The organism is Amycolatopsis sp. lyj-23 (genome assembly GCF_046549135.1).
In the GTDB taxonomy this organism is placed as follows: Bacteria; Actinomycetota; Actinomycetes; order Mycobacteriales; family Pseudonocardiaceae; genus Amycolatopsis.
The window spans coordinates 86,246-105,941 of sequence record NZ_JAJPWN010000025.1 but is presented as its reverse complement, the minus strand read 5'-3'; the positions used below and the strand labels follow the sequence as shown (position 1 = coordinate 105,941).

The 19,696-nt window shown below is 71.5% G+C and carries 17 protein-coding genes; 8 read left to right on the top strand and 9 right to left on the bottom strand.

Annotation, left to right across the window (positions count from 1 at the left end):
• Nucleotide 1: 1 nt before the first annotated feature.
• The 3 genes from ACLJPY_RS45195 to ACLJPY_RS45185 all read right to left on the bottom strand — a co-directional run bounded on the left by ACLJPY_RS45195 (nt 2) and on the right by ACLJPY_RS45185 (nt 1,915).
• Nucleotides 2-718: an anti-sigma factor family protein gene (locus tag ACLJPY_RS45195; protein ID WP_410597151.1), complete on the bottom strand. Its 717-nt coding sequence runs from the start codon at nt 716-718 to the stop codon at nt 2-4.
• A complete protein-coding gene (locus ACLJPY_RS45190) occupies nt 715-1,266 on the bottom strand; it encodes a sigma-70 family RNA polymerase sigma factor (RefSeq protein WP_410597193.1) in 552 nt (183 codons plus the stop codon). Before ACLJPY_RS45190 ends, ACLJPY_RS45195 begins: the two co-directional genes overlap by 4 nt.
• Before the next feature lie 145 nt (nt 1,267-1,411).
• Nucleotides 1,412-1,915 (bottom strand): hypothetical protein, encoded by a 504-nt coding sequence (locus tag ACLJPY_RS45185; protein WP_410597150.1) that lies wholly within the window; start codon nt 1,913-1,915, stop codon nt 1,412-1,414.
• Nucleotides 1,916-2,051: 136 nt separating this feature from the next.
• Here ACLJPY_RS45185 and ACLJPY_RS45180 point away from each other — a divergent pair, with 136 nt between their 5' ends.
• Nucleotides 2,052-2,378, top strand: a complete 327-nt coding sequence (locus ACLJPY_RS45180) for a hypothetical protein (RefSeq protein ID WP_410597149.1) — start codon at nt 2,052-2,054, stop codon at nt 2,376-2,378.
• 3 nt (nt 2,379-2,381) lie between these two features.
• On the opposite strand, the gene uvrA is transcribed toward ACLJPY_RS45180, so the two are convergent.
• Nucleotides 2,382-5,243: an excinuclease ABC subunit UvrA gene (gene uvrA / locus ACLJPY_RS45175; RefSeq protein WP_410597148.1), complete on the bottom strand. Its 2,862-nt coding sequence runs from the start codon at nt 5,241-5,243 to the stop codon at nt 2,382-2,384.
• Nucleotides 5,244-5,331: 88 nt separating this feature from the next.
• Entirely contained in the window at nt 5,332-6,537 is a 1,206-nt protein-coding gene (locus ACLJPY_RS45170; protein ID WP_410597147.1) for an acyltransferase family protein, read from the bottom strand.
• A gap of 111 nt (nt 6,538-6,648) precedes the next feature.
• Here ACLJPY_RS45170 and ACLJPY_RS45165 point away from each other — a divergent pair, with 111 nt between their 5' ends.
• The 3 genes from ACLJPY_RS45165 (at nt 6,649) to ACLJPY_RS45155 (ending at nt 9,920) form a co-directional block, all read left to right on the top strand.
• Nucleotides 6,649-7,326 (top strand): MBL fold metallo-hydrolase, encoded by a 678-nt coding sequence (locus ACLJPY_RS45165; RefSeq protein WP_410597146.1) that lies wholly within the window; start codon nt 6,649-6,651, stop codon nt 7,324-7,326.
• A gap of 25 nt (nt 7,327-7,351) precedes the next feature.
• Complete coding sequence (locus tag ACLJPY_RS45160) at nt 7,352-9,325, top strand: UvrD-helicase domain-containing protein (RefSeq protein WP_410597145.1); 1,974 nt, start codon at nt 7,352-7,354, stop codon at nt 9,323-9,325.
• A 100-nt stretch (nt 9,326-9,425) separates the two neighbouring features.
• A complete protein-coding gene (locus ACLJPY_RS45155; RefSeq protein ID WP_410597144.1) occupies nt 9,426-9,920 on the top strand; it encodes a hypothetical protein in 495 nt (164 codons plus the stop codon).
• A 58-nt stretch (nt 9,921-9,978) separates the two neighbouring features.
• Here ACLJPY_RS45155 and ACLJPY_RS45150 read toward each other — a convergent pair whose 3' ends face one another.
• From ACLJPY_RS45150 to ACLJPY_RS45140, 3 genes are all read right to left on the bottom strand, one after another.
• Entirely contained in the window at nt 9,979-10,761 is a 783-nt protein-coding gene (locus ACLJPY_RS45150) for a DUF1684 domain-containing protein (protein ID WP_410597143.1), read from the bottom strand.
• Between the two features lie 80 nt (nt 10,762-10,841).
• On the bottom strand, nt 10,842-11,804 hold the full coding sequence (locus ACLJPY_RS45145; RefSeq protein WP_410597142.1) for a hypothetical protein: 963 nt from the start codon (nt 11,802-11,804) through the stop codon (nt 10,842-10,844).
• Nucleotides 11,805-12,085: 281 nt separating this feature from the next.
• Complete coding sequence (locus tag ACLJPY_RS45140) at nt 12,086-12,781, bottom strand: Crp/Fnr family transcriptional regulator (protein ID WP_410597141.1); 696 nt, start codon at nt 12,779-12,781, stop codon at nt 12,086-12,088.
• A gap of 74 nt (nt 12,782-12,855) precedes the next feature.
• Here ACLJPY_RS45140 and rnhA point away from each other — a divergent pair, with 74 nt between their 5' ends.
• The 4 genes from rnhA (at nt 12,856) to ACLJPY_RS45120 (ending at nt 18,224) form a co-directional block, all read left to right on the top strand.
• On the top strand, nt 12,856-13,317 hold the full coding sequence (gene rnhA / locus ACLJPY_RS45135; protein ID WP_410597140.1) for a ribonuclease HI: 462 nt from the start codon (nt 12,856-12,858) through the stop codon (nt 13,315-13,317).
• 75 nt (nt 13,318-13,392) lie between these two features.
• Complete coding sequence (locus tag ACLJPY_RS45130; protein WP_410597139.1) at nt 13,393-13,773, top strand: YchJ family protein; 381 nt, start codon at nt 13,393-13,395, stop codon at nt 13,771-13,773.
• 31 nt (nt 13,774-13,804) lie between these two features.
• Nucleotides 13,805-15,061: a hypothetical protein gene (locus ACLJPY_RS45125; protein WP_410597138.1), complete on the top strand. Its 1,257-nt coding sequence runs from the start codon at nt 13,805-13,807 to the stop codon at nt 15,059-15,061.
• A gap of 91 nt (nt 15,062-15,152) precedes the next feature.
• On the top strand, nt 15,153-18,224 hold the full coding sequence (locus tag ACLJPY_RS45120; protein ID WP_410597137.1) for a glycosyl hydrolase 2 galactose-binding domain-containing protein: 3,072 nt from the start codon (nt 15,153-15,155) through the stop codon (nt 18,222-18,224).
• A 44-nt stretch (nt 18,225-18,268) separates the two neighbouring features.
• On the opposite strand, the gene ACLJPY_RS45115 is transcribed toward ACLJPY_RS45120, so the two are convergent.
• The gene (locus ACLJPY_RS45115) at nt 18,269-19,654 is read right to left on the bottom strand and encodes a carboxylesterase/lipase family protein (protein ID WP_410597136.1); all 1,386 of its coding nucleotides are present in this window, start codon (nt 19,652-19,654) and stop codon (nt 18,269-18,271) included.
• Between the last annotated feature and the right edge of the window lie 42 nt (nt 19,655-19,696).

The window sequence follows — 19,696 nt, the reverse complement described above, 5'->3', positions numbered from 1 at the left end:
GTCACACCTGGGCCGAGACCAGCTTCCGGCCGTCCACCGTGACGATGTCGACCGACTTCACGTCGTCCGGCGCCACCAAAGCGGAACCGTCGAGCGAGAAGCCCGAACTCTCCCACTTCTCGGACACCTTCCAGCTGCCCGCGGTGACCGCCTGGCCTTCCTTCGTGACGACCTGCAGCAGGCACTGTTCCCCGGCCTTGACGCCCTTCACGGCGACGTTGACCCGGACCCAGCCCTGGAACGGGCTCACCGACGCCGCCAGCTGAACGCCGGTGGTCGGATCGCGCCCTTCGGCGCTCTTCGTGCCGGGAACGTCCGTCGCCGGCGCCGGGATCGCGAGGGAACCGCCGTCCGAGCCCGTCTGACGTCCGACCAGGATGCCGCCGCCGAGCGCGGCCACCACGAGCACCGCCGCCGCGACCAGGGCCAGGCCCCGGCGGCCGCTCGAGCGGGCCGGCGCCACGCGTTCTTCTTCCTCGCGCACCCGGCGCAGGGTCTTCTGCAGCAGCAGGTCCCCGCCTTCGGGTGGCCCGTCGAGGAACGCTTCGGGCGGTACTTCGTCGAGCGAGTCGCGCAGGGCCACGAGCTCGTTGAGGTCGAACCGGCACTGGGCGCAGCCCTGCAGGTGCCGCCGTTCGAAGTCGGCCGCCTCCGCCGGATCGAGCGCGCCGAGGGCGTACGCGCCGAGCTGCGTGTGACTCTCGTCCACCGAGTTCATCGCGCCACCTCCGTTCCGCTCGAAATCATCGCTGCTCTCAGTGCTCTTAATGCGTAGTACGACCTTGATTTCACGGTACCCGGTGCGACGCCCAGTGTTCTCGCCGCTTCGGCCACCGTCCGTCCCCGGTAGTAGATCTCCACCAGGACCTCTCGATGCTCGTTGGACAGTCCGTCCATCGCCCCGAGCACGGTCATCGAGTCGACCACGCCCTGGGCGTGGTCGCGCTCGACGGCCGGGGTCGGCGCGCCTTCGGCCGGCTCGGCCACCTCCTGCGGCCGGGCCGCCCGGGCCCGGGCCCGGTCGGTGACCAGGTTGCGCGCGACGGTCAGCAACCAGCCGCGCACCGAGCCCTTCCCGTCGTTCTGCAAGTCGTCCGCGTGTTTCCACGCCCGGACGAGCGTCTCCTGGACCACGTCCTCGGCTGCCGCCCGATCCCCGGTCAGCCTCGTCGCGTAGGCCAGCAGGCTTCGCCCGTGTTCGGCGTAGAGCTGCCGAATCAGGTCTTCGCCTTTGGCCTTCTTAGGCCGCCTGCCTCCTATGGCCACCCTCGTCCTCCCGACGGTGTTCTGAGTCGTCGAGGACAGTAGTGCAACCCTCAGCTCCACCGGCGGTGCGTGCGTCGAGCGCAGCGCGACCATGGTGTTCATCGGCTGCCCGTCCTTCCTCGTTTGCCCGGAAAACCGTCGTCCGTCAGGATCCGGCGCCGCCGGCGTTGCCCTTCGCCGTGATCTTGCTGCCGTCGGGGGCGACGGCGAACCAGGTGCCGTTGGCCCCCTGGCCGTTCATGTCGCCCGCCGCCTTGTCGCCCGCGTACTCGTACAGCGGCCAGCCGTTGAGCGTGATCTGCTTGCTGCCGTCCTTGCGGGTCGTCGTGCCGACCTGGGTGTCCTGGATGCCCTTGAGCATCGGCGTGGCCACCCCGGCGAGCATCGGCGGCCACGACGTCGCGCACCCGCCGTCGCAATTGGACGTCGGCGGCTGGGAGAGGTCCTTGTCGAACCGGTAGAGCGTCTTGCCGTCGGCGTCGGTGACCACCGCGCCGACCCCGTTGACCGTGGCGACCTGGAGCATCTTGTGCCCGGGCTCGCCGTGGGCCGGTCCTTGCGCGCCGCCGGCCATGTCACCGCAGGCGGACAAGGATGCGACGGCGGCGAGCGCCACGGCACTGGCGACGACCGGCCGGATACGGTTCATGACGTTCTCTCCTCGGTGAGGGCGGCACCGCCGTCCGGCGGACCTCGACACCTGGGAACACGGACGGTCGCGGGAAACGGTTCAGCCCGGTTTCGCGCGATTCGACGCCGGTGCGCGAGCGGATTGGTGGGTCCCGGTGATCGGCACGATCTTGTCGCCGTGCGGGCGCCGCCGCGGCGGTGCTGCTGTCCGCCGGCTGTGCCGACAACGGTGCGGTTCCCTGCCCGCCCACACGACGAGCTACCACCACCCGGACCTGATCCCGGAGACGCCGTTCTTCTACCGCGAGCGGCCGTTCACCGGCCCGGTCTCGACGGACCTGCGCGCGGTGACCGACCCGGATGTGACGACGTGCGCGCTCGCGCTGCTGCCCGGTGAGCAGCGGTCGGCCTTCCGGATCGGGACGCTCCACTACGGCCCGCTCTTCCCGGTGGTCCACCGGACCACCGGGAAGGAGCGGTAGCCGTCACTCGCCCGCGAGCACCGTCCGCAGGAACTGGCCCGTGTAGCTCTCCTCGACCTCGGTGAGGTACTCCGGCGTGCCTTCGGCGACCACCGTGCCGCCACCCGAGCCGCCCTCGGGGCCCATGTCGATGACCCAGTCGGAGGTCTTGATGACGTCGAGGTTGTGCTCGATCACGATCACCGAGTTGCCCTTGTCGACCAGGCCGTTGATCACGCCGATCAGCTTGCTGATGTCCTCGAAGTGCAGGCCGGTCGTCGGCTCGTCGAGGATGTACACCGTCTTGCCGGTCGAGCGCTTCTGCAGCTCGCTGGCCAGCTTGACGCGCTGCGCCTCACCGCCGGACAGCGTCGGCGCGGGCTGGCCGAGCCGGACGTAGCCGAGGCCGACGTCCACCAGCGTCTGCAGGTGGCGGTGGATGGCCTTGATCGGCTCGAAGAACTCCGCGGCCTCCTCGATGGGCATGTCGAGCACATCCGAGACCGTCTTGCCCTTGTAGTGCACCTCGAGGGTTTCCCGGTTGTACCGGGCGCCCTTGCAGACCTCGCACGGGACGTAGACGTCCGGCAGGAAGTTCATCTCGATCTTGATCGTGCCGTCGCCGGCGCACGCCTCGCAGCGGCCGCCCTTGACGTTGAACGAGAACCGGCCCTGCTGGTAGCCGCGCACCTTCGCCTCGGTGGTCGCGGCGAACAGCTTCCGGACGTGGTCCCAGACACCGGTGTAGGTGGCCGGGTTGGACCGCGGGGTCCGGCCGATCGGCGACTGGTCGACGCGCACCAGCTTGTCGACGTTGTTCAGGCCGTTCACGCGGGTGTGGCGGCCCGGCACCTGGCGGGCGCCGTTGAGCTTGTTCGCCAGCACCGTCGCGAGGATGTCGTTCACCAGCGTCGACTTGCCCGAGCCGGAGACGCCGGTGACCGAGACCAGGCAGCCGAGCGGGAACGACACGTCCAGCCCGCGCAGGTTGTGCTCGCGCGCACCGACGACGGTCAGCTGCCGCTTCTTGTCGACCGGCCGCCGGATCGCCGGCACCTCGATCTTCCGCCGCCCGGACAGGTACTGCCCGGTCAGCGACTCCTTGCTCTTCAGCAGCTTCTTGTACGGTCCACTGTGGACGATGTGGCCGCCGTGCTCGCCCGCGCCCGGGCCGATGTCGACCACCCAGTCGCTGGAGCGGATCGTGTCCTCGTCGTGCTCGACGACGATCAGCGTGTTGCCGAGGTTCCGCAGCCGGGTCAGCGTCTCGATCAGGCGGTGGTTGTCGCGCTGGTGCAGGCCGATCGACGGCTCGTCGAGCACGTACAGCACGCCGACCAGGCCCGAGCCGATCTGCGTGGCGAGCCGGATGCGCTGCGCTTCACCACCCGAAAGAGTGGCGGACGCGCGGTCGAGCGAAAGGTACGTCAGGCCGACGTCGAGCAGGAAGCGCAGGCGGGCCTGGATCTCCTTGAGCACCGCGCCGGCGATCATCGCCTCGCGCTGCCCCAGCTCCAGCTCGTCGAGGAACTGCGACGCCTCGGCGATGGACAGCGCGCAGACCTCGGCGATGGACATGTCGCCGCGGGTCTTGTGCTGCAGCGTGACGGCGAGGATCTCCGGCTTGAGCCGGGTGCCCTGGCAGGCCGGGCACGGCACCTCGCGCATGTAGCCCTCGTACCGCTCGCGCATGTACTCGGACTCGGTCTGCTCCTGGCGCCGCTCGAGGAACGGGATGACGCCCTCGAAGTTCGCGTAGTAGGAGCGCTGGCGGCCGTAGCGGTTCTTGTAGCGGACGTGGACCTGCTCGTCGACGCCGTGCAGCACCGCCTTCTGGGCCCGCGCGGGCAGCCGCCGCCACGGCACGTCCATCCGGAAGCCGATGGTCTCCGAGAGCGACTCCAGCAGCCGGACGAAGTAGTCCGCGCTCTGGCCGCCCGACCACGGCGCGATCGCGCCTTCGGCCAGCGACAGCTCGTCGTCCGGGACCACCAGCTCCGGGTCGACCTCCTTGCGGATGCCGATGCCGGTGCACTCGGGGCAGGCGCCGTACGGCGAGTTGAAGGAGAACGAGCGCGGCTCGAGGTCCTCGATGGCCAGCGGGTGGCCGTTGGGACAGGCCAGGTTCTCGGAGAACCCGCGGATGCGGTGCGCGTCACCCTCGGGGAGGTCGACGAACTCCAGCTCGATCAGGCCGTCGGCCAGCCGCAGCGCCGTCTCGACCGAGTCGGTGAGCCGCTGGCGCGAGGCCGCCTTCACGGTCAGGCGGTCGATGACCACGCCGATCTGGTGCTTTTCCTGCTTCTTCAGCTTCGGCGGGTCGGTGAGCGCGTGCATGGTGCCGTCGACGACCACACGCGCGTAGCCCTGCTGCTGCAGGTTCTCGAACAGGTCGACGTACTCGCCCTTGCGGCCGCGGACCACCGGCGCGAGCACCTGGAACCGGGTGCCCTCTTCCATGGCGAGCACCTGGTCGACGATCTGCTGCGGGGTCTGCTTGCTGATCGGCTCGCCGCACTTGGGGCAGTGCGCCTTGCCGGCGCGGGCGTAGAGCAGGCGCAGGTAGTCGTAGACCTCGGTGATCGTGCCCACGGTCGAGCGCGGGTTGCGCGAGGTCGACTTCTGGTCGATCGACACCGCGGGCGAGAGGCCCTCGATGAAGTCGACGTCCGGCTTGTCCATCTGCCCGAGGAACTGGCGGGCGTACGCCGAGAGCGACTCGACGTAGCGGCGCTGCCCTTCGGCGAAGATGGTGTCGAAGGCGAGGCTCGACTTCCCCGACCCGGACAGGCCGGTGAACACGATCAGGCTGTCGCGGGGCAGGTCGAGATCCACGCCGCGGAGGTTGTGCTCGCGGGCACCGCGAACAACGAGGCGATCAGCCACGCCAGGGTCCTCTCAATGTCTTCTTCAGTGCGGTCGCCGACCCGGTCTGTGTCGCCTGGAACGGCTGCACGGGTGGCCGCGATCCATGCTACGAGCCACCACCGACAAAAACGGGTTCCGCGTCCTTGACCTGCGGTTCTTCGGGCTTTCGACGTCTGGTGAGCCACCGGTGGGCCGGGCGTTCGACCCCCGCGGTGACCGCCCAGCCGGCCAGCACGGCGGCGCCGACGACCGCGGGGAGCCGCAGCCAGCCGGGGAGGCCGAGGTCGAGCAGGGCACGGGCCAGGATGTAACCCAGTTCCTGGTGCACCAGATAAAGACCATACGAGATGCCCGCGAGCCAGGTGACGGCCGGGGCGATCCGCGCCAGTCCCGGGAACCGCCAGTCCGGGCCACGGGCGGCCACGCAGACCAGCAGGAGCAGCGCGGCGAACCCGATCGTGGACGGCCAGCGCAGCGCGTCCTGCGGCAGGGCGACGTGGAACGGGAAGACCTGCAGGTCCTGCGCGGTGACGGCGGCCACCACGAAGAGCGCGATGTGCCAGGTCTTCAGCCGCCGCTGCGCCCACAGCCAGATCGCGACGCCGATGGCGAAGACGTGCAGCCGGTGCAGGCCCAGGCCGTAGTAGAACGTCTCCACGACCCGACCGGTGGTCCCCGGCGGGAAGACGACGAAACGCAGCGCGAGCGGCACGAGGATCAGCGCCCAGAGCAGGCCGACCGTCAGCCGGTGGGTGCGCCACGACCGCGGCCACAGCAGGGCGGCGCCGGTGAAGGCCATCAGCTGCACCGGCAGCGTCCAGTAGGAGCCGTCGAGGTAGTAGAAGGCGTCCCAGCGGATGCCCCACTCCTGCACCATGCCGAGGTTGGTGACCAGATCCAGCCAGGTCGGGATGTACCACGGCGACGGGTCCGTCGGCGGGCCCTGCGGCACGCCGAAGAGGAAGCCGGTGACACCCGGCGGGTGGGGCAGGCCGCTGAAGGAGATGGCGGCCCACCGCGTCACGACGTAGGTCACCAGGACGGCGACCAGGTAGGCGGGCACCAGGCGCGCGACGCGGTTCCACAGCCACCGGCGGGGATTGCCCTTGCGCAGGCTGGCGCACACGAAGTAGGCGGAGATCACCAGCAGGATCGCGGCACCGAACTGCGCTGTCACCCGGATGGGGTACCCCGTGAGCTCGGGGTGCAGGAGCGCACCCTGGTGGGTGACGTGCCCGAGGACGACCGCCAGGACGGCGACGACCCGGAGGAGGTCCCAGCTGATCCGGCGCGGCGTCGGGGAGGTGGGCACGGTCGTCCTGAGGTCGGGGCTGGCGGGGGTTGGGGCCGAGCCTACGTGGCGCGGCGGCCGCGCGCTTGTGCGGGTGGAACCGCTTGGAGCGAAACGACTACCGTGTGCACGGTGAACATCGTGGACACCTACACGGGGCACGTCGACCCGGGCGGCGACGCCGCCCGGCGCACCCTGGACGCGCTCACCATCACCAAGCTGTCCGTCGGCCCGATGGACAACAACGCCTACCTCCTGGTGTGCCGCGCGTCGAACGAGGCACTGCTGATCGACGCGGCCAACGACCCGGACCGCATTTCGGACCTCATCGGCCACGGCCCGGACCGGCCGGCGTTGAAGACGGTCGTGACGACCCACCAGCACCAGGACCACTGGCAGGCCCTGGGCGCGGTGGCGGGCGCGAACGGAGCCAACACGGCGGCCCACCCGCTGGACGCCCCGCCGCTGCCCGTGCCGCCGGACTTCCTGGTCGAACACGGCGACACGTTGACGGTGGGCGAGATCACGCTGTCGGTGATCCACCTGCGCGGGCACACGCCGGGATCGATCGCGCTGCTGTACCGGGACCCGGCGGGCCACCCGCACCTTTTCACCGGGGACTCGCTGTTCCCGGGCGGGGTCGGGAAGACGTCGTCACCGGAGAACTTCGCGTCGCTGCTGGACGACGTCGAGACGCGGCTCTTCGGGGAGCTGCCGGACGAGACGTGGTTCTACCCGGGCCACGGGGACGACTCAACGCTGGGTGCGGAGCGCCCGAAGCTGACGGAGTGGCGCGAGCGCGGCTGGTGAGCCGAAGGCACGACGGGGAGGGTCGGTGGGTCTCGGCAAGCACGCCAAGCGGGTGCTCCAGCAGCGGGCTTCCGCGCTCCTGAAGGAGAACGTCCCGCGGCTGGACGCCGACCGGCGGCGGATCCTCACCGCCCTGCTCGTCGAGACCGCGGGTCGCTGGCGCCTGTTCGTGCGGGCCGGTGGCCCGGACGCGCGAGCCGACGCCTTCCTCCTCGGGCCCGAAGGCCTCTTCGCCGTCACCATCGCCGCGCGGCCGCCGCAGCCGCCCGGGCTGCACGCGCTCGTGCGGCACGCCGAGGAAAGCTGGGCCGGCGTCCGGGACGGCCGTGGGCGCGAGCTCACCGGCAGTGCCGTCCACTTCGTGCTGCTCACCCCCGGCCCCCGGAGCACGCTCCGGGACGCCGGGCCGTTCCGGGTCCTCGCGGAGCCCGAGCTGCCGACGCTGTTCAAGCGCACCGCACCCCACCTCGACCGCCGCCAGGTCGAAACCATCGGCGCGCAGGCCGGGCGGGTCCTCGACGGCTACGTCCCGCTGCGCGTCGAAGCAACCGCGCACGACGAGACGGCGGAGGGCTTCCTGGACGCCGGGAGCCTCGTCTCGGCCGAGGTCGCCGCCGCGCAGTTGCGGCCCTTCGACTCGTGGCTGACCTTCCTGCACCCGCACCAGCGGGCAATCGTCACGCGTGATTACCGGGGGCCGGCGCGGATCAGCGGGCCGGCCGGGACCGGGAAGACCGTCGTCGCGCTCCACCGGCTGCGGCACGTCGGACGGCGGACCGCCGGGCCCCTGCTGTTCACCACCTTCGTGCGCACCCTCCCGCCCGTGCACGAGGCCGCTTTCCGCCGCCTGGCCCCGGAATTCGGCGATCGGGCCGAGTTCGTCCACCTGCACGCCTGGGTGCGCCGGTTCCTGACCGCGCGGGGACGGCCCGTCGAGGTCGACCCGCGCGGGGTGCGGACCGCGTTCGGCCGCGCGTGGTCGCGCCACCGCGCCGTGCTGGAGCCGATCGAGCGGCACGACGAGTACTGGCGGACCGAACTCGACCGCGTCATCAAGGGCCGCGGCTTCACCACGCTCGAGGAGTACCGCCGTCCCGCGGTGCGGCGGGGGCGCGAACTGCGGCTGGGCCACGACCAGAAGGCCGCAGTGTGGCAGTTCTACGAGACGTACCAGTACATGCTCGCCGAGCGCGGCCTGCACGACTACAACGACGTCATCGACCTGGCACTGGCCGAGCTCCGCCGTCAGCCGCTGGAGACCCGCTACGCCGCGGTGGTCGTCGACGAGGTGCAGGACATCACGCTCAACGGCCTCCGGCTGATCAAGGAGCTGGCCGGCACCGGCCCGAACCAGCTCCTCCTGGTCGGCGACGGCCAGCAGCAGGTCTACCCGGGCGGCTGGCGGCTCTCCGACGCGGGCATCCCGGTCCTCGGCCGCGGCGAGGTGCTGCGGGTCAACTACCGCAACCGCACGGAGGTGCTGGCCTTCGCCCAGCGGTTCGACGCCCGCAACGAAGTCGACGACCTCGACGGCGCGCCCGCGATCGCGCTGAAGAACGCCGAAGCGGGCAACACCGGCGGGACGGCCGTGTCCTGGCGGGGCACCGAAGCGGAACTCGCGGCGGAACTGCTCCGGCGGATCGGCGAACTGACGGCTCCGCTCGGCCAGACCGCGCTGATCCTCTTCCAGCGCCAGGACGTGGTGCGCTGCCGCCGGATCCTGCGGGAGGCCGGCGTTCCCGTGCTGTCACTGGACGACTATTCCGGTGCGCCCGACGACCACCTCAAGGTCGGTACCGTGCACCGGGCGAAGGGCCTCGACTTCCAGGCCGTCCTGGTCGTCGAATTCCCCGCCCGGCCGGGGGAAAGCGGCGCGGCGGCGGACGAGGCCACCGAACTGCGGGACCGGCAGCGCCTGGTCGCGGCGACGCGAGCCCGCGACTTCCTCTGGTGGGGTGTCGTCGAGGAGCGCGCGGACACGTTCGGAGCAGCGGAGTAACGATAAGGGGACACTCGGCAACTTCCCGGACGAACCGGGCGTGTCCCCCGCACACCCAGCGCTGGGACGCCCACCGGTTCCACTCCGCCAGGAGGCCACCATGTCCAGAACAACGAAGTGGCGTGCGCTCGCCGCCGTCACCCTGCTGATCGCCGGGAGCGGGCTCCTCGCCGCCGCGGGGCCCGCCCAGGCCGCCGATCCCGCGACCCCCACCCTGACCGCCATCCGGACCGGGAACAACACCGGGTTCGACCGGGTCGTGCTCGACCTCGGCAGCGGGCCCGCGCCCGCCGTGTCCTACCAGCTCCTCGACGAGCTGACCGCCGACGCCAGCGGGGAAATCGTGTGGCTGACCGGGCAGTACTTCATCAACGTCGCCGTCACGCCCGCGACCGCGCACGACGCGAGCGGGAACCCGACCTACCCCGGGCCGCAGAAGTTCCGGACGCGGAACCTCGCCAACGTCATGGCCATCGCCCTCACCGGGGACTGGGAGGGGCAGCTGTCGGTCGGGCTCGGGGTGCGGTCACGGACCGCGGTGAACGTCTTCACGCTCACCGCGCCCACCCGCGTCGTCATCGACATCGCCCACTGAAGATCGCCCGCTGAAGATCGCCCACTGAGCACCACTCGCCGCAAGGCGGGCGGGGGAGTCACCCGCGCTCGTACGGGATCTTCTCCCCCGCCTCGACCGCGAACGGCAGGTGGTTGCCCGCCGGCGGCAGCGGGCACGTCGCGAAGTCGGTGAACGCGCACGGCAGGTTCACGGCGCGGTTGAAGTCCAGTGTCACCGAGCCGTCCGCGGCCGGTGCGCCGACCGGCAGCGACCGGTTGGCCGCGTAGGTCGTCACGCCGCTGGTCCCGTCGGTGAAGAGGATGCTGAGCCCGCCGTCCTTGCCGTTGAACGCCGTCAGCGTGTGCGCCGCTCCTCCGTGGGAGAAGTGGACCAGGCCCGGCGCCGTGTAGACGTGGCTCAGGCCTTCCACGACCGCGCCCACCGTGGTCGGCTGCGGCTCGGCGAAGGCCTCGAACCGCCCGGACAGCACCCAGGACGGCGAAGGCTCGTACGCCGGTACCCCGCGGAACTCGCGCAGCACCTCGGCCTTCGGGTCGTGGACCCGGATCAGGTACCCCGACCGGCGGGCCACCTCGATCTCGACGTCGCCGGCCAGCACCCGCGTGCCGGCGCCGCTGTTGACCAGCTCGAACCGCCGGACCTCGGTGATCGGTTCCCCGTCGTGCACCAGGGAAGCGCCGGCCGGGTCGACGTACGCCGCTTCGGCGTCCTGCCACCAGCGGCCCGGGATGCCGGGGTACTCCCGCGGCGAGTCCGTCAGCCAGTCCAGCGAAACCAGCGCCAGCCAGCCGTGCGGCTCGGCCAGGTCGGTCTCGCGCCGGGCCTTCCAGTCTTGCCACTCCTGCGTGAACGTGCTCATCGCGGGCCCCTTTTCCGTCGGCTTCGACGATGCCAACCCGGTGCCCGCGCCGCTATTCCCCGTCCCAGGATCCGGACGGTTCAGTCCCCGAAGGACCACTGCAGCCCGTAGCTCAGCCCCTGGTGCAGGTCGTGGAACTCGAGCGCGACCTCGCCGACCCGGTTGACGGTCAGCGCCTCGCCCGAGTCGGCGCCGTCGTCGATCACCCGGCCGGGGACGCCGTTGAGGCGCCACACCCGCGCCGGCGGGGCCGCCCGGTCGAACCGGACCCGCACGGACAACGCCTCGCAGCGGCGCAACGGCGTCATCACGTAGTACGGCCGCAGTTGCGCGCGCGGCGGGGTGAACCGGATGCCGTACTCGTGGCGCTGGCCGAGCCGCAGCGGGCTCGGCAGCCGCAGGACGAACTGCGCGTGGCTCGCCGAAACCGGGCGCACTTCGACGATTTCGCCGCCGAACAGCGCGTCCGCGGTGATGCCCGGCAGCGGGTCGGTGCCCGGCGCGACCGGCGCGCTGAACGGCAGGACCAGCTCGTCGAGCTCGTCGGCTTCGGCGACGATCCGGCGCTCCTCCCGCAGTTCCGGCTGGTCGCGGTCGAGGTGCAGGATCGCTTTCATCGACTCGACGTACCAGCCGGCCAGCGGGTGCAGGTCGCCGCGGAGCGCGGGGGCGCCGAGGAGCTCGTCGAGGCGGCGGAACGCCAGGTCGATCCGGCGGCGGGCGGTGCGCGGATCGCGGTCGAGGACGCTGGCCAGCCACGAGATCCGCCGGTCGAGGAACTCCCCCGCGGCCTCCTCGTGCAGGCCGAGCGCCGTCAACGCGGCCAGTTTCAGGTCCGGCGGCAGCCGCGCGCACAGCTCGGTCAGCCGCAGCACGAGCTTCTGGCGCGCGGCGGCGGGCTGGTCGGCTTCGGTGATCGCGCACGCCGCCCGCAGGCACGGGCCGATGCGCTGGTGCAGGTCGGCCGCGTCGAGGCCGCGGCCGCGGCGCAGTTCGTTCAGCTCGCGCACGAACGGCAGGTTCTCCTCGTCCGTCGTTCCCACCCCTTCGTTCCCGGTGGCAGGCATCCCGCGATGCCGGGGACCGCCCGGCCGGCCGGCCCCCCACGAGCCGGCCGGCCGGATTCCACTGCGGGTCAGCAGGCCCCGGCGATCAGGGCCCAGATCGAGTGGCTCTCCATCAGACACACCTCCTCATCGCGTCCCGTGCGGAGGCGGAAGGCAGTGCGGCGCCCCGCTGGAAAGGAAAGCCGGCCGGGAGGCATCGGTTTCTTCCCGGCCGTCCCCAGCTTCGCGGTGCGGCGCGGGCGGTCAGATGTCCGCTGTCACGCGCCTTGTGTGCCGTTTGGCTCAGAACGCGCGAAGGCGCGCAGGACGCGCAGCTCCCGGATGAGGAACCGGCGACGGCCGGTCTCGACGATCCCGCGCTCGCGCAGCACGCGCAGCGCCCGGGCAACGGTACGGCGGGCCGCGCCGATCTGCGCGGCGATGTCCTCCTGTGACAGCGCGTCGATGACGACGCCGTCGGGCTCCGGCCGGCCGCGCTCCTCGGCCAGCCGGACCAGCACCACGGCGACGCGGCGGCTGACGTCGAAGGCGGCGACGTCGACCCGGGCGGACTCGGCGTTGCGGAGCCTGGCCGCGACCGTCTTGATCGTCGCGACGGCGATCGCGGGCCGGGTGTGCAGCACGTCGACGAAGTCGGCGCCGGTGAGCTGGAAGACGGTGCAGGGTTCGATCGCGCGCACCGACGCCGACCGCGGCCGCCCGGTGACCGCGGCGAGGTCGCCCAGCACTTCGCCGGGGCCGCGGAGCCCGAAGAGCACCTCGCGGCCGTCGTCGACGACGGCGGACACCCGCACCCAGCCGGTGACGAGCACGTGGACGTGGTCGGAGGGATCGCCCTCCATGAGCACGAGCGAGTTCGCCCGGAACCGGCGGCGCGTGCCGCGGCCGAGCAGGTAGTCGCGGTCGGCGTCGGCGAGGTAGGCCAGGAGCGCCCCGTCCGCAGTGTCGTCCATGGTTCCCCTCCGGAGGTTCACCGTAACCCGGTGTGGCCGCCTTCGGCGAGCACGGCGCCCGGTAGGGTCGCCGCGTGGACGTGGAGATCTACACCGACGGAGCGTGCAGCGGAAACCCCGGACCGGGCGGCTGGGGCGCGGTGCTGCGCTACGGCAAGCACGAGCGCGAGCTGTACGGCGGCGAGGCCACGCCGACGACGAACAACCGCATGGAGCTGACGGCACCGATCCGCGCCCTGGAGACCCTGACCCGGCCGTCCCAGGTTCGCGTTTACACGGACAGCACGTACGTCCGCAACGGCATCACGCAGTGGCTCCCCCGCTGGAAGAACAACGGCTGGCAGACGGCGGCCCGCGAACCGGTGAAGAACGCGGACCTCTGGCAACGCCTCGACGCCGCGATCGGCAGCCACCGCGTCGAGTGGCTGTGGGTGAAGGGGCACGCGGGCCACCCGGAAAACGAGCGAGCCGACCGGCTCGCGGTCCGCGGGGCGCAGGAGGCCAGGGAGAGCGGGAAGCCGGTCAACGCGGGTTAGTCCGGAGTGGACGGTCGCGGGAGCCACCCCCGCGGCGCCCGGGCGGCGGCAGGTCGCCCGTGGCACAATTCCCCGATGCCTCCCGCCGCCTGTCCGTGTGGTCTCGCCGGGTCCTACGCCGCCTGTTGCGGCCGGTTCCACGACGGGGGGCTCGCCGCTCCCACCGCCGAACTGCTCATGCGGTCGCGGTTCAGCGCCTTCGCCGTCGGTGACACCGCGTACCTCCTGCGGACCTGGCACCCCGGCACCCGGCCGCGGCAGCTGCGGCTCGATCCCGGGCAGGAGTGGACGCGGCTGGAGATCCTCGGCCGCAGCGGTGGGGGCCTGCTGCACAACGAAGGCACCGTCGAGTTCCGCGCCCACTACCGCCACCGGGGCCGGGACGGCTTCCTCGAGGAGAACAGCCGCTTCCGGCGTGACGACGGCCACTGGGTCTACCTCGACGCCGAGGCCTAAACCCGCCCCGATCGTGCTAAACAGTGCGGCGATGGGGAAACTGACGCGCCGCGCCCGCGCCAAGGCGGACTACCTCGGCTTCATCGGGGCCCGGGAGTGGCCGCTCGCCGCGTCCGGGCTGGGGGTCGTGCTCGGGGCCGTCACCATCCTGCCCAGCGCCGTCGGCGTCGTCCTGTCCGTCGTCGCGCTCGGTCTCGGGGTCGCCACCTTCACCCGGGACGTGCGGCTGCTGCGCCGCCGGTGGGCCGGGTTCGAGTTCACCACCATCGCCGCGCCCTTCCCGACCGCGGAACTGCCGCCGCCCGCCGCTTATCCGGAAGCGAGCTACCTCGCCGTACCCGCTCGCGGGACCGCGCTGGTCAGCGCGGCGATCGACCGTGACCTGTGGCAGGAGCGGCACACCATCGACGTCGCCGAGGAGCCCTACCGGCTGCCGCCGTCGCTCAAGGCCACCGCGCCGCACGTGCTGCCGCTGCGGGCGCGCGGCCGGCTGCTGTTCAACGGCCCCATCGTCGGCATGCGCGGCGACCCGCTGCCCGCCGCCGGAGCCCGGCCCGCGCCGATCCGGCTGCACCGGGCGCGGTTCTTCGACGCCGTCTGCTCGAACGAGCTCGCCGCGCTGCGCATCACGCGCGTGGACACCGGCGAAGAGTACGACCTGCGCAAGGCCGAGCTCACCGACACCGCCGGCGCGCTGCGGGAGCTGAGCGGCAGCGCGCTGGCCGACCTCGTCGGCGTCTCCACGGTCGCCTTCACCACCGACGGCAAGCTGGTCACCGTCCGCCAGTCGCCGCTCAACTCCGTCAGCGGGCTGCTGCTCGCCCCCTCGGGCAGCGGCTCGCTCGAGCCGCGCGACCTCCGCACGCCCGACGGCGGCACGCGCCGGTTCCTCCACACCGCGGTCCGCGCCGGGATGGAACGCGAACTGTGCGAGGAGAGCGGCCTGACCCCCGCCGACGTCCGCGTCACGAAGGTGGTCGGCTTCGCGCGCTGGATGGAACGCGGGGCCAAGCCGGAGTTCTTCGGGCTGACCGAACTGGCCGTCGACAGCGCCGAAGTCGCCCGGCGCCGTCCGGTCAGCGGCGAACGGCTCTACAGCGCCGGCCTGACGCTCTTCGACGTCGACCTCCCCGCCATCGGCGCCGCACTGACCGGCGGCGTCCCGCTCAGCGGGGCACTGCCGGCCCGGCTCTGGGAGGACGGTTCCTGCCGCTCCTGCTGGCCCTGCGCGCCGCCGCGGCGTGGCAGGCCGCCCGGGTCTGACGAAACACCCCTGTTCCCGGCGTGAGCGGGCCGCTACGATCGTCGCAATTGTTAGGAAAGTTCCCTAACGATGGTCCGCTGTCCCCCGCCGCCGTGGGTGCCTAGGAGGCGCGCTAGTGAGCTATCGGCAGAGAAGAACCCGGACTCTCCTCGCGGCGGCGGTGCTGGCCGTCGCCGCGACCGGGGCGACCGTCCCGGCCGCGACCGGGCAGGAACAGGCGCGAGCGGCCGTCGCGGCCGCGGCACCGGCCACCGCCGTCCCCGGCTTCCTGATCCAGACGTCCGCCCAAGTCAGTGACGATTCCGCGGTCTCCAAGCCCGGTTACAACACCGCGGGCTGGTACCCGGTCGGGCCGCGCTCGACCGTGTACGCCGGCCTGCTGGCCAACGGCAAGTACGCCGACCCGTTCTACTCCACCAACATGAAGAACGTGCCGACCGCCGACTTCGCGGTCCCGTGGTGGTACCGCACCGACCTCACGGTCACCGACACCACCCAGCGCACCTACCTCGACTTCAGCGGCGTGCTGTCCAAGGCCGACGTCTGGGTCAACGGGACGCGCGTCGCCGACAAGACCCAGGTCACCGGCGCCTACACCCGCCACGACCTCGACATCACCGCGCAGGTGAAGGCGGGCACGAACAGCGTCGCGTTCAAGGTCTACCCGAACGATCCGAACAAGGACCTGTCGATGGGCTGGATCGACTGGGCGCAGACCCCGCCGGACCAGAACATGGGCATCGTGCGGGACGTCCTCGTCCGGCGCAGCGGCCCGGTGGCGCTGCGCGGCGGCCACGTCGTCACGAAGCTGACCGGGTTGACCCACGCCGACCTGACGGTGAAGGCCGACGTCCGCAACGACTCGGCGGCCGCGGTGAGCACGACGGTGTCCGGCACGGTCGCGGGCCGCGCGATCAGCCAGACGGTGAGCCTGGCGGCCAAGGAGAAGAAGACCGTCACCTTCGGCGCGGTCGGGATCGACAACCCGCAGGTCTGGTGGCCGGCCGGGATGGGCGGCCAGCCGCTCTACGACCTCGACCTGACCGCGAGCGTCGGCGGGACGGCATCGGACACCGCCCACTCGAGCTTCGGCGTGCGCACGGTGACGGCGAACAAGAACTCCGGCGGCGGCCGGGCGTACACGATCAACGGACGCCCGCTGCTGATCAAGGGCGGCGGCTACTCGCCGGACCTGTTCCTGCGCTGGAACGCCCAATACGCGGCCGACAAGCTCGCCTACGTCAAGGACCTCGGGCTCAACACCGTGCGCCTGGAGGGCCACATCGAGCCGGACGAGTTCTTCGACCTCGCCGACCGGATGGGCGTGCTTACGCTGCCCGGCTGGGAGTGCTGCGACAAGTGGGAGGGCCAGGTCAACGGCGACGAGAAGGGCGATCCCTGGACCGCCGCCGACTACCCGGTCGCGAAGGCGTCGATGACCGCGGAGGCCGAGCGCCTGCGCGACCACCCGAGCGTCATCTCGTTCCTCATCGGCAGCGACTTCGCCCCCGACGCGACGATCGAGAAGAACTACCTCGACGCGTTGAGCGCCGCCGACTGGCCCACGCCGGTGGTGCCGGCCGCGTCGGCGAAGTCGTCGCCGCAGCTCGGGTCGTCGGGCATGAAGATGAACGGCCCGTACGACTACGTCCCGCCGAACTACTGGTACGACAAGGCGCACAGCGACCTCGGCGGCGCGTGGGGCTTCAACTCCGAAACCAGCGCCGGGCCGGACATCCCGACGATGGACACGCTGAAGCGGATGATGTCCTCGAGCGAGCTCGACACGCTCTGGAAGAGCCCGTCGACCGCGCAGTACCACCGGTCCTCGTCCTCGACGTTCGCCAACCTCAAGCTCTTCGGCGACGCGCTCACCGGCCGCTACGGCAAGCCGGCGAGCCTGGACGACTTCGTCCGGAAGGCGCAGCTGGCGCAGTACGAGAACGTCCGCGCCGAGTTCGAGTCGCACTCGCGCAACTTCAGCGACAGCTCGAACCCGGCCACCGGGATCATCTACTGGATGCTCAACAGCGGCTGGACGTCGCTGCACTGGCAGCTGTTCGACGCCTACCTCGACCAGAACGGCTCCTACTTCGGGGCCAAGAAGGCGAACGAGCCGCTGCACATCCAGTACTCGTACGACACGAAGTCGGTCGTGGTGGTCAACCACAACCACGACGCGGCGTCGGGCCTCACCGCCCGCGTGCAGCTGTTCAACCTGGACGGCACGGCGAAGTACGACCAGTCCAAGGCGGTTTCGGTGGGCGGTGACGGCGCGAAGACCACCGCGCTGACCATCGGCTCGGTGAGCGGGCTGTCGACGACGTACCTGGCGAAGCTGGTGCTCACCGACGGCTCGGGCAAGGAGGTCAGCCGGAACGTGTACTGGCTGTCCACCAAGGCCGACACCCTCGACTGGGCCAACAGCGACTGGTACTACACGCCGACGACGTCGTACGCGGACCTCTCGGGGCTGAATTCGCTGGCTCCGGTCACGGTCGGCGCGAGCGCGTCCTCGACGGCGAACGCCGACGGCACCACGACGACCGAGGTGACGCTGAAGAACGACTCGTCCGGCAAGGTGCCGGCGTTCTTCGTCGACGCGCACGTCCTCGGCGCGGCGGGCGCACCGGTGCTGCCGGTGCGGTGGACCGACAACCAGGTCAGCCTCTGGCCGGGCGAGTCGGCGACGCTGACGGCGACGTACCGGACCGCGGACCTCAAGGGCGCCAAGCCGTCCGTGCGGGTCGCGGGCTGGAACACCGGGACGAAGACGGTCCCGGCGGACGGCTCGGTGAACCCGGGAACCCCGGCGGACTACCAGGCCGAGGACGCGACGATCACGAACGGCGTGGCGGAGTCGAACCACCTGGGCTACACCGGAACCGGGTTCGTCAACTACGACAACGCGACCGGCAGCGCGGTGGAGTTCTCCGTGCCCGCCGCCGCGGCCGGACCGGCGAACGTCGTGCTGCGGTTCGCCAACGGCACCACGACGAACCGTCCGATGGACATCACGGTCAACGGCACGAAAGTCGTGTCGGGCGCGGCGTTCGGCGGCACCGGGAGCTGGGACACCTGGCAGACGGTCACGATCCCGGTGACCCTGACCGCCGGGACGAACAAGATCAAGGCGACCGCGACGACCGCCAACGGCGGCCCGAACGTCGACAAGATCACCGTCTAGCACCGGACCAGGGGGGCACTTTCACGTGGAAGTGCCCCCCTGGTTCATGCCCAGAGGAGGCGCTGCTCGCGGTCCGGGTCCGAGACGGTGGTGGAGACGTCGTCGAAGATCCGCGTGACGCGGTCCTCGGTCGTGTAGCGCGGCCAGCCGGGTTCGCCGGTGGTGATGAAACGGACCCAGGCGCCGAACATCTCCGTCGCCAGCGCCTGCATCCGCTCGGCCGGGAAGGTCCGGCCGGCGAAGAGGAACCGCCAGTTGCGGTTGCGGATGTCGTCGAAGACCAGTGGCAGGTCGAGGCCGTGCACCGCCCCGATGCCCTTGCCGCGCGGGGCGATCCGCCAGTCAAGGCGGTACATCCACGCGTCCGGCTGCTTCTCGGCGAAGCGGATCGCGGGGATCCACCAGTCTCCCGCGGTCAGCGCGCGGTTGCGGATCTGGTCCGCCGGCCAGTCGAGCAAGTCGTCATACGCGTTGACGGCCTTCTCGATCTCGTCGGCGGTCAGCATCGTCGAGCCGACGCCCAGCAGCTTCGCCCCGCCGGACTGCAGCCAGCTGAACAGGTCCTCCTCGTCGGCGGTCGTCCCGATGAGCAGCGGCACTTCGCGGACGCCCTCGAGCGGCCGCCGGGGCAGCAGCTCGTCGCCGACGACCACGCGGTAGGTGACCTTGGTGCCCGAGCGGGCCGAGACCCGTTGCTGCGCCTCGAGAATCCGCGTCACCGAGAGCGTCGCGAGGTCGTCCGGCGAACCGCCGAGTTCGGCCAGCACCGCTTCGGCCAAGGCCGCGCCTTCGGCCGGGGTGTGGACCACCGAGCCGACCCCGGTACCGCTCTGCACGATCGCCTGGTGGACGAGGCCCTGCGTGGCGGGCACGGCCAGCAGCGTCCCCACCGTGCGGCCGCCGTTGGACTGCCCGCCCAGTGTCACGCGGCCCGGATCACCTCCGAACGCGGCGATGTTGTCGCGCACCCACTCGAGCGCCGCGACCTGGTCACGCAGCGAGAGGTTCACGTCGGCGACCTCCGGCAGGTAGAGCATGCCGAGCACGCCGAGCCGGTAGGCGACGGTCACCACGATCACGCCCCGCCGCGCGTACGCGGACGCGTCGAACTGGTGGGGCGCCCCCTGCACACCGCCCCCGCCGTGGATCCAGACGAGCACGGGGTACGAGCCGGCCGCCGCGGGCGCGTAGACGTTCAGGTAGAGGCAGTCCTCGTCACCGGTGAAGCCCCGGCCGGTCAGCTCGGGCTGCGGCGCGCGGGGCGCCCAGTTCGTGGCGTCGCGCTCGCCGGACCACGGCTTCGCGGGCCGGGGCGCGCGGAACCGCAGCTCCCCCACCGGCGGCTCGGCGTAGGGCACGCCGAGGAAGGTCCGGACCCCGTCCCGTTCGGACCCGCGCAGCGCACCGGCCGCGATCTCCACCGTCGTCACGATCCCCAGCGTAGGGACTTGCCCTGGAGTGCGCTCCAGCGT

Bases quoted from the DNA above. Each gene is read 5' to 3' on its own strand.
- ACLJPY_RS45155 (WP_410597144.1), top strand. From the start codon at position 9,426: ATGTCCAGAACAACGAAGTGGCGTGCGCTCGCCGCCGTCACCCTGCTG.
- ACLJPY_RS45125 (WP_410597138.1), top strand. From the start codon at position 13,805: ATGGGGAAACTGACGCGCCGCGCCCGCGCCAAGGCGGACTACCTCGGC.
- ACLJPY_RS45140 (WP_410597141.1), bottom strand. From the start codon at position 12,781: ATGGACGACACTGCGGACGGGGCGCTCCTGGCCTACCTCGCCGACGCC.
- ACLJPY_RS45150 (WP_410597143.1), bottom strand. From the start codon at position 10,761: ATGAGCACGTTCACGCAGGAGTGGCAAGACTGGAAGGCCCGGCGCGAG.
- ACLJPY_RS45195 (WP_410597151.1), bottom strand. From the start codon at position 718: ATGAACTCGGTGGACGAGAGTCACACGCAGCTCGGCGCGTACGCCCTC.
- ACLJPY_RS45185 (WP_410597150.1), bottom strand. From the start codon at position 1,915: ATGAACCGTATCCGGCCGGTCGTCGCCAGTGCCGTGGCGCTCGCCGCC.
- ACLJPY_RS45130 (WP_410597139.1), top strand. From the start codon at position 13,393: ATGCCTCCCGCCGCCTGTCCGTGTGGTCTCGCCGGGTCCTACGCCGCC.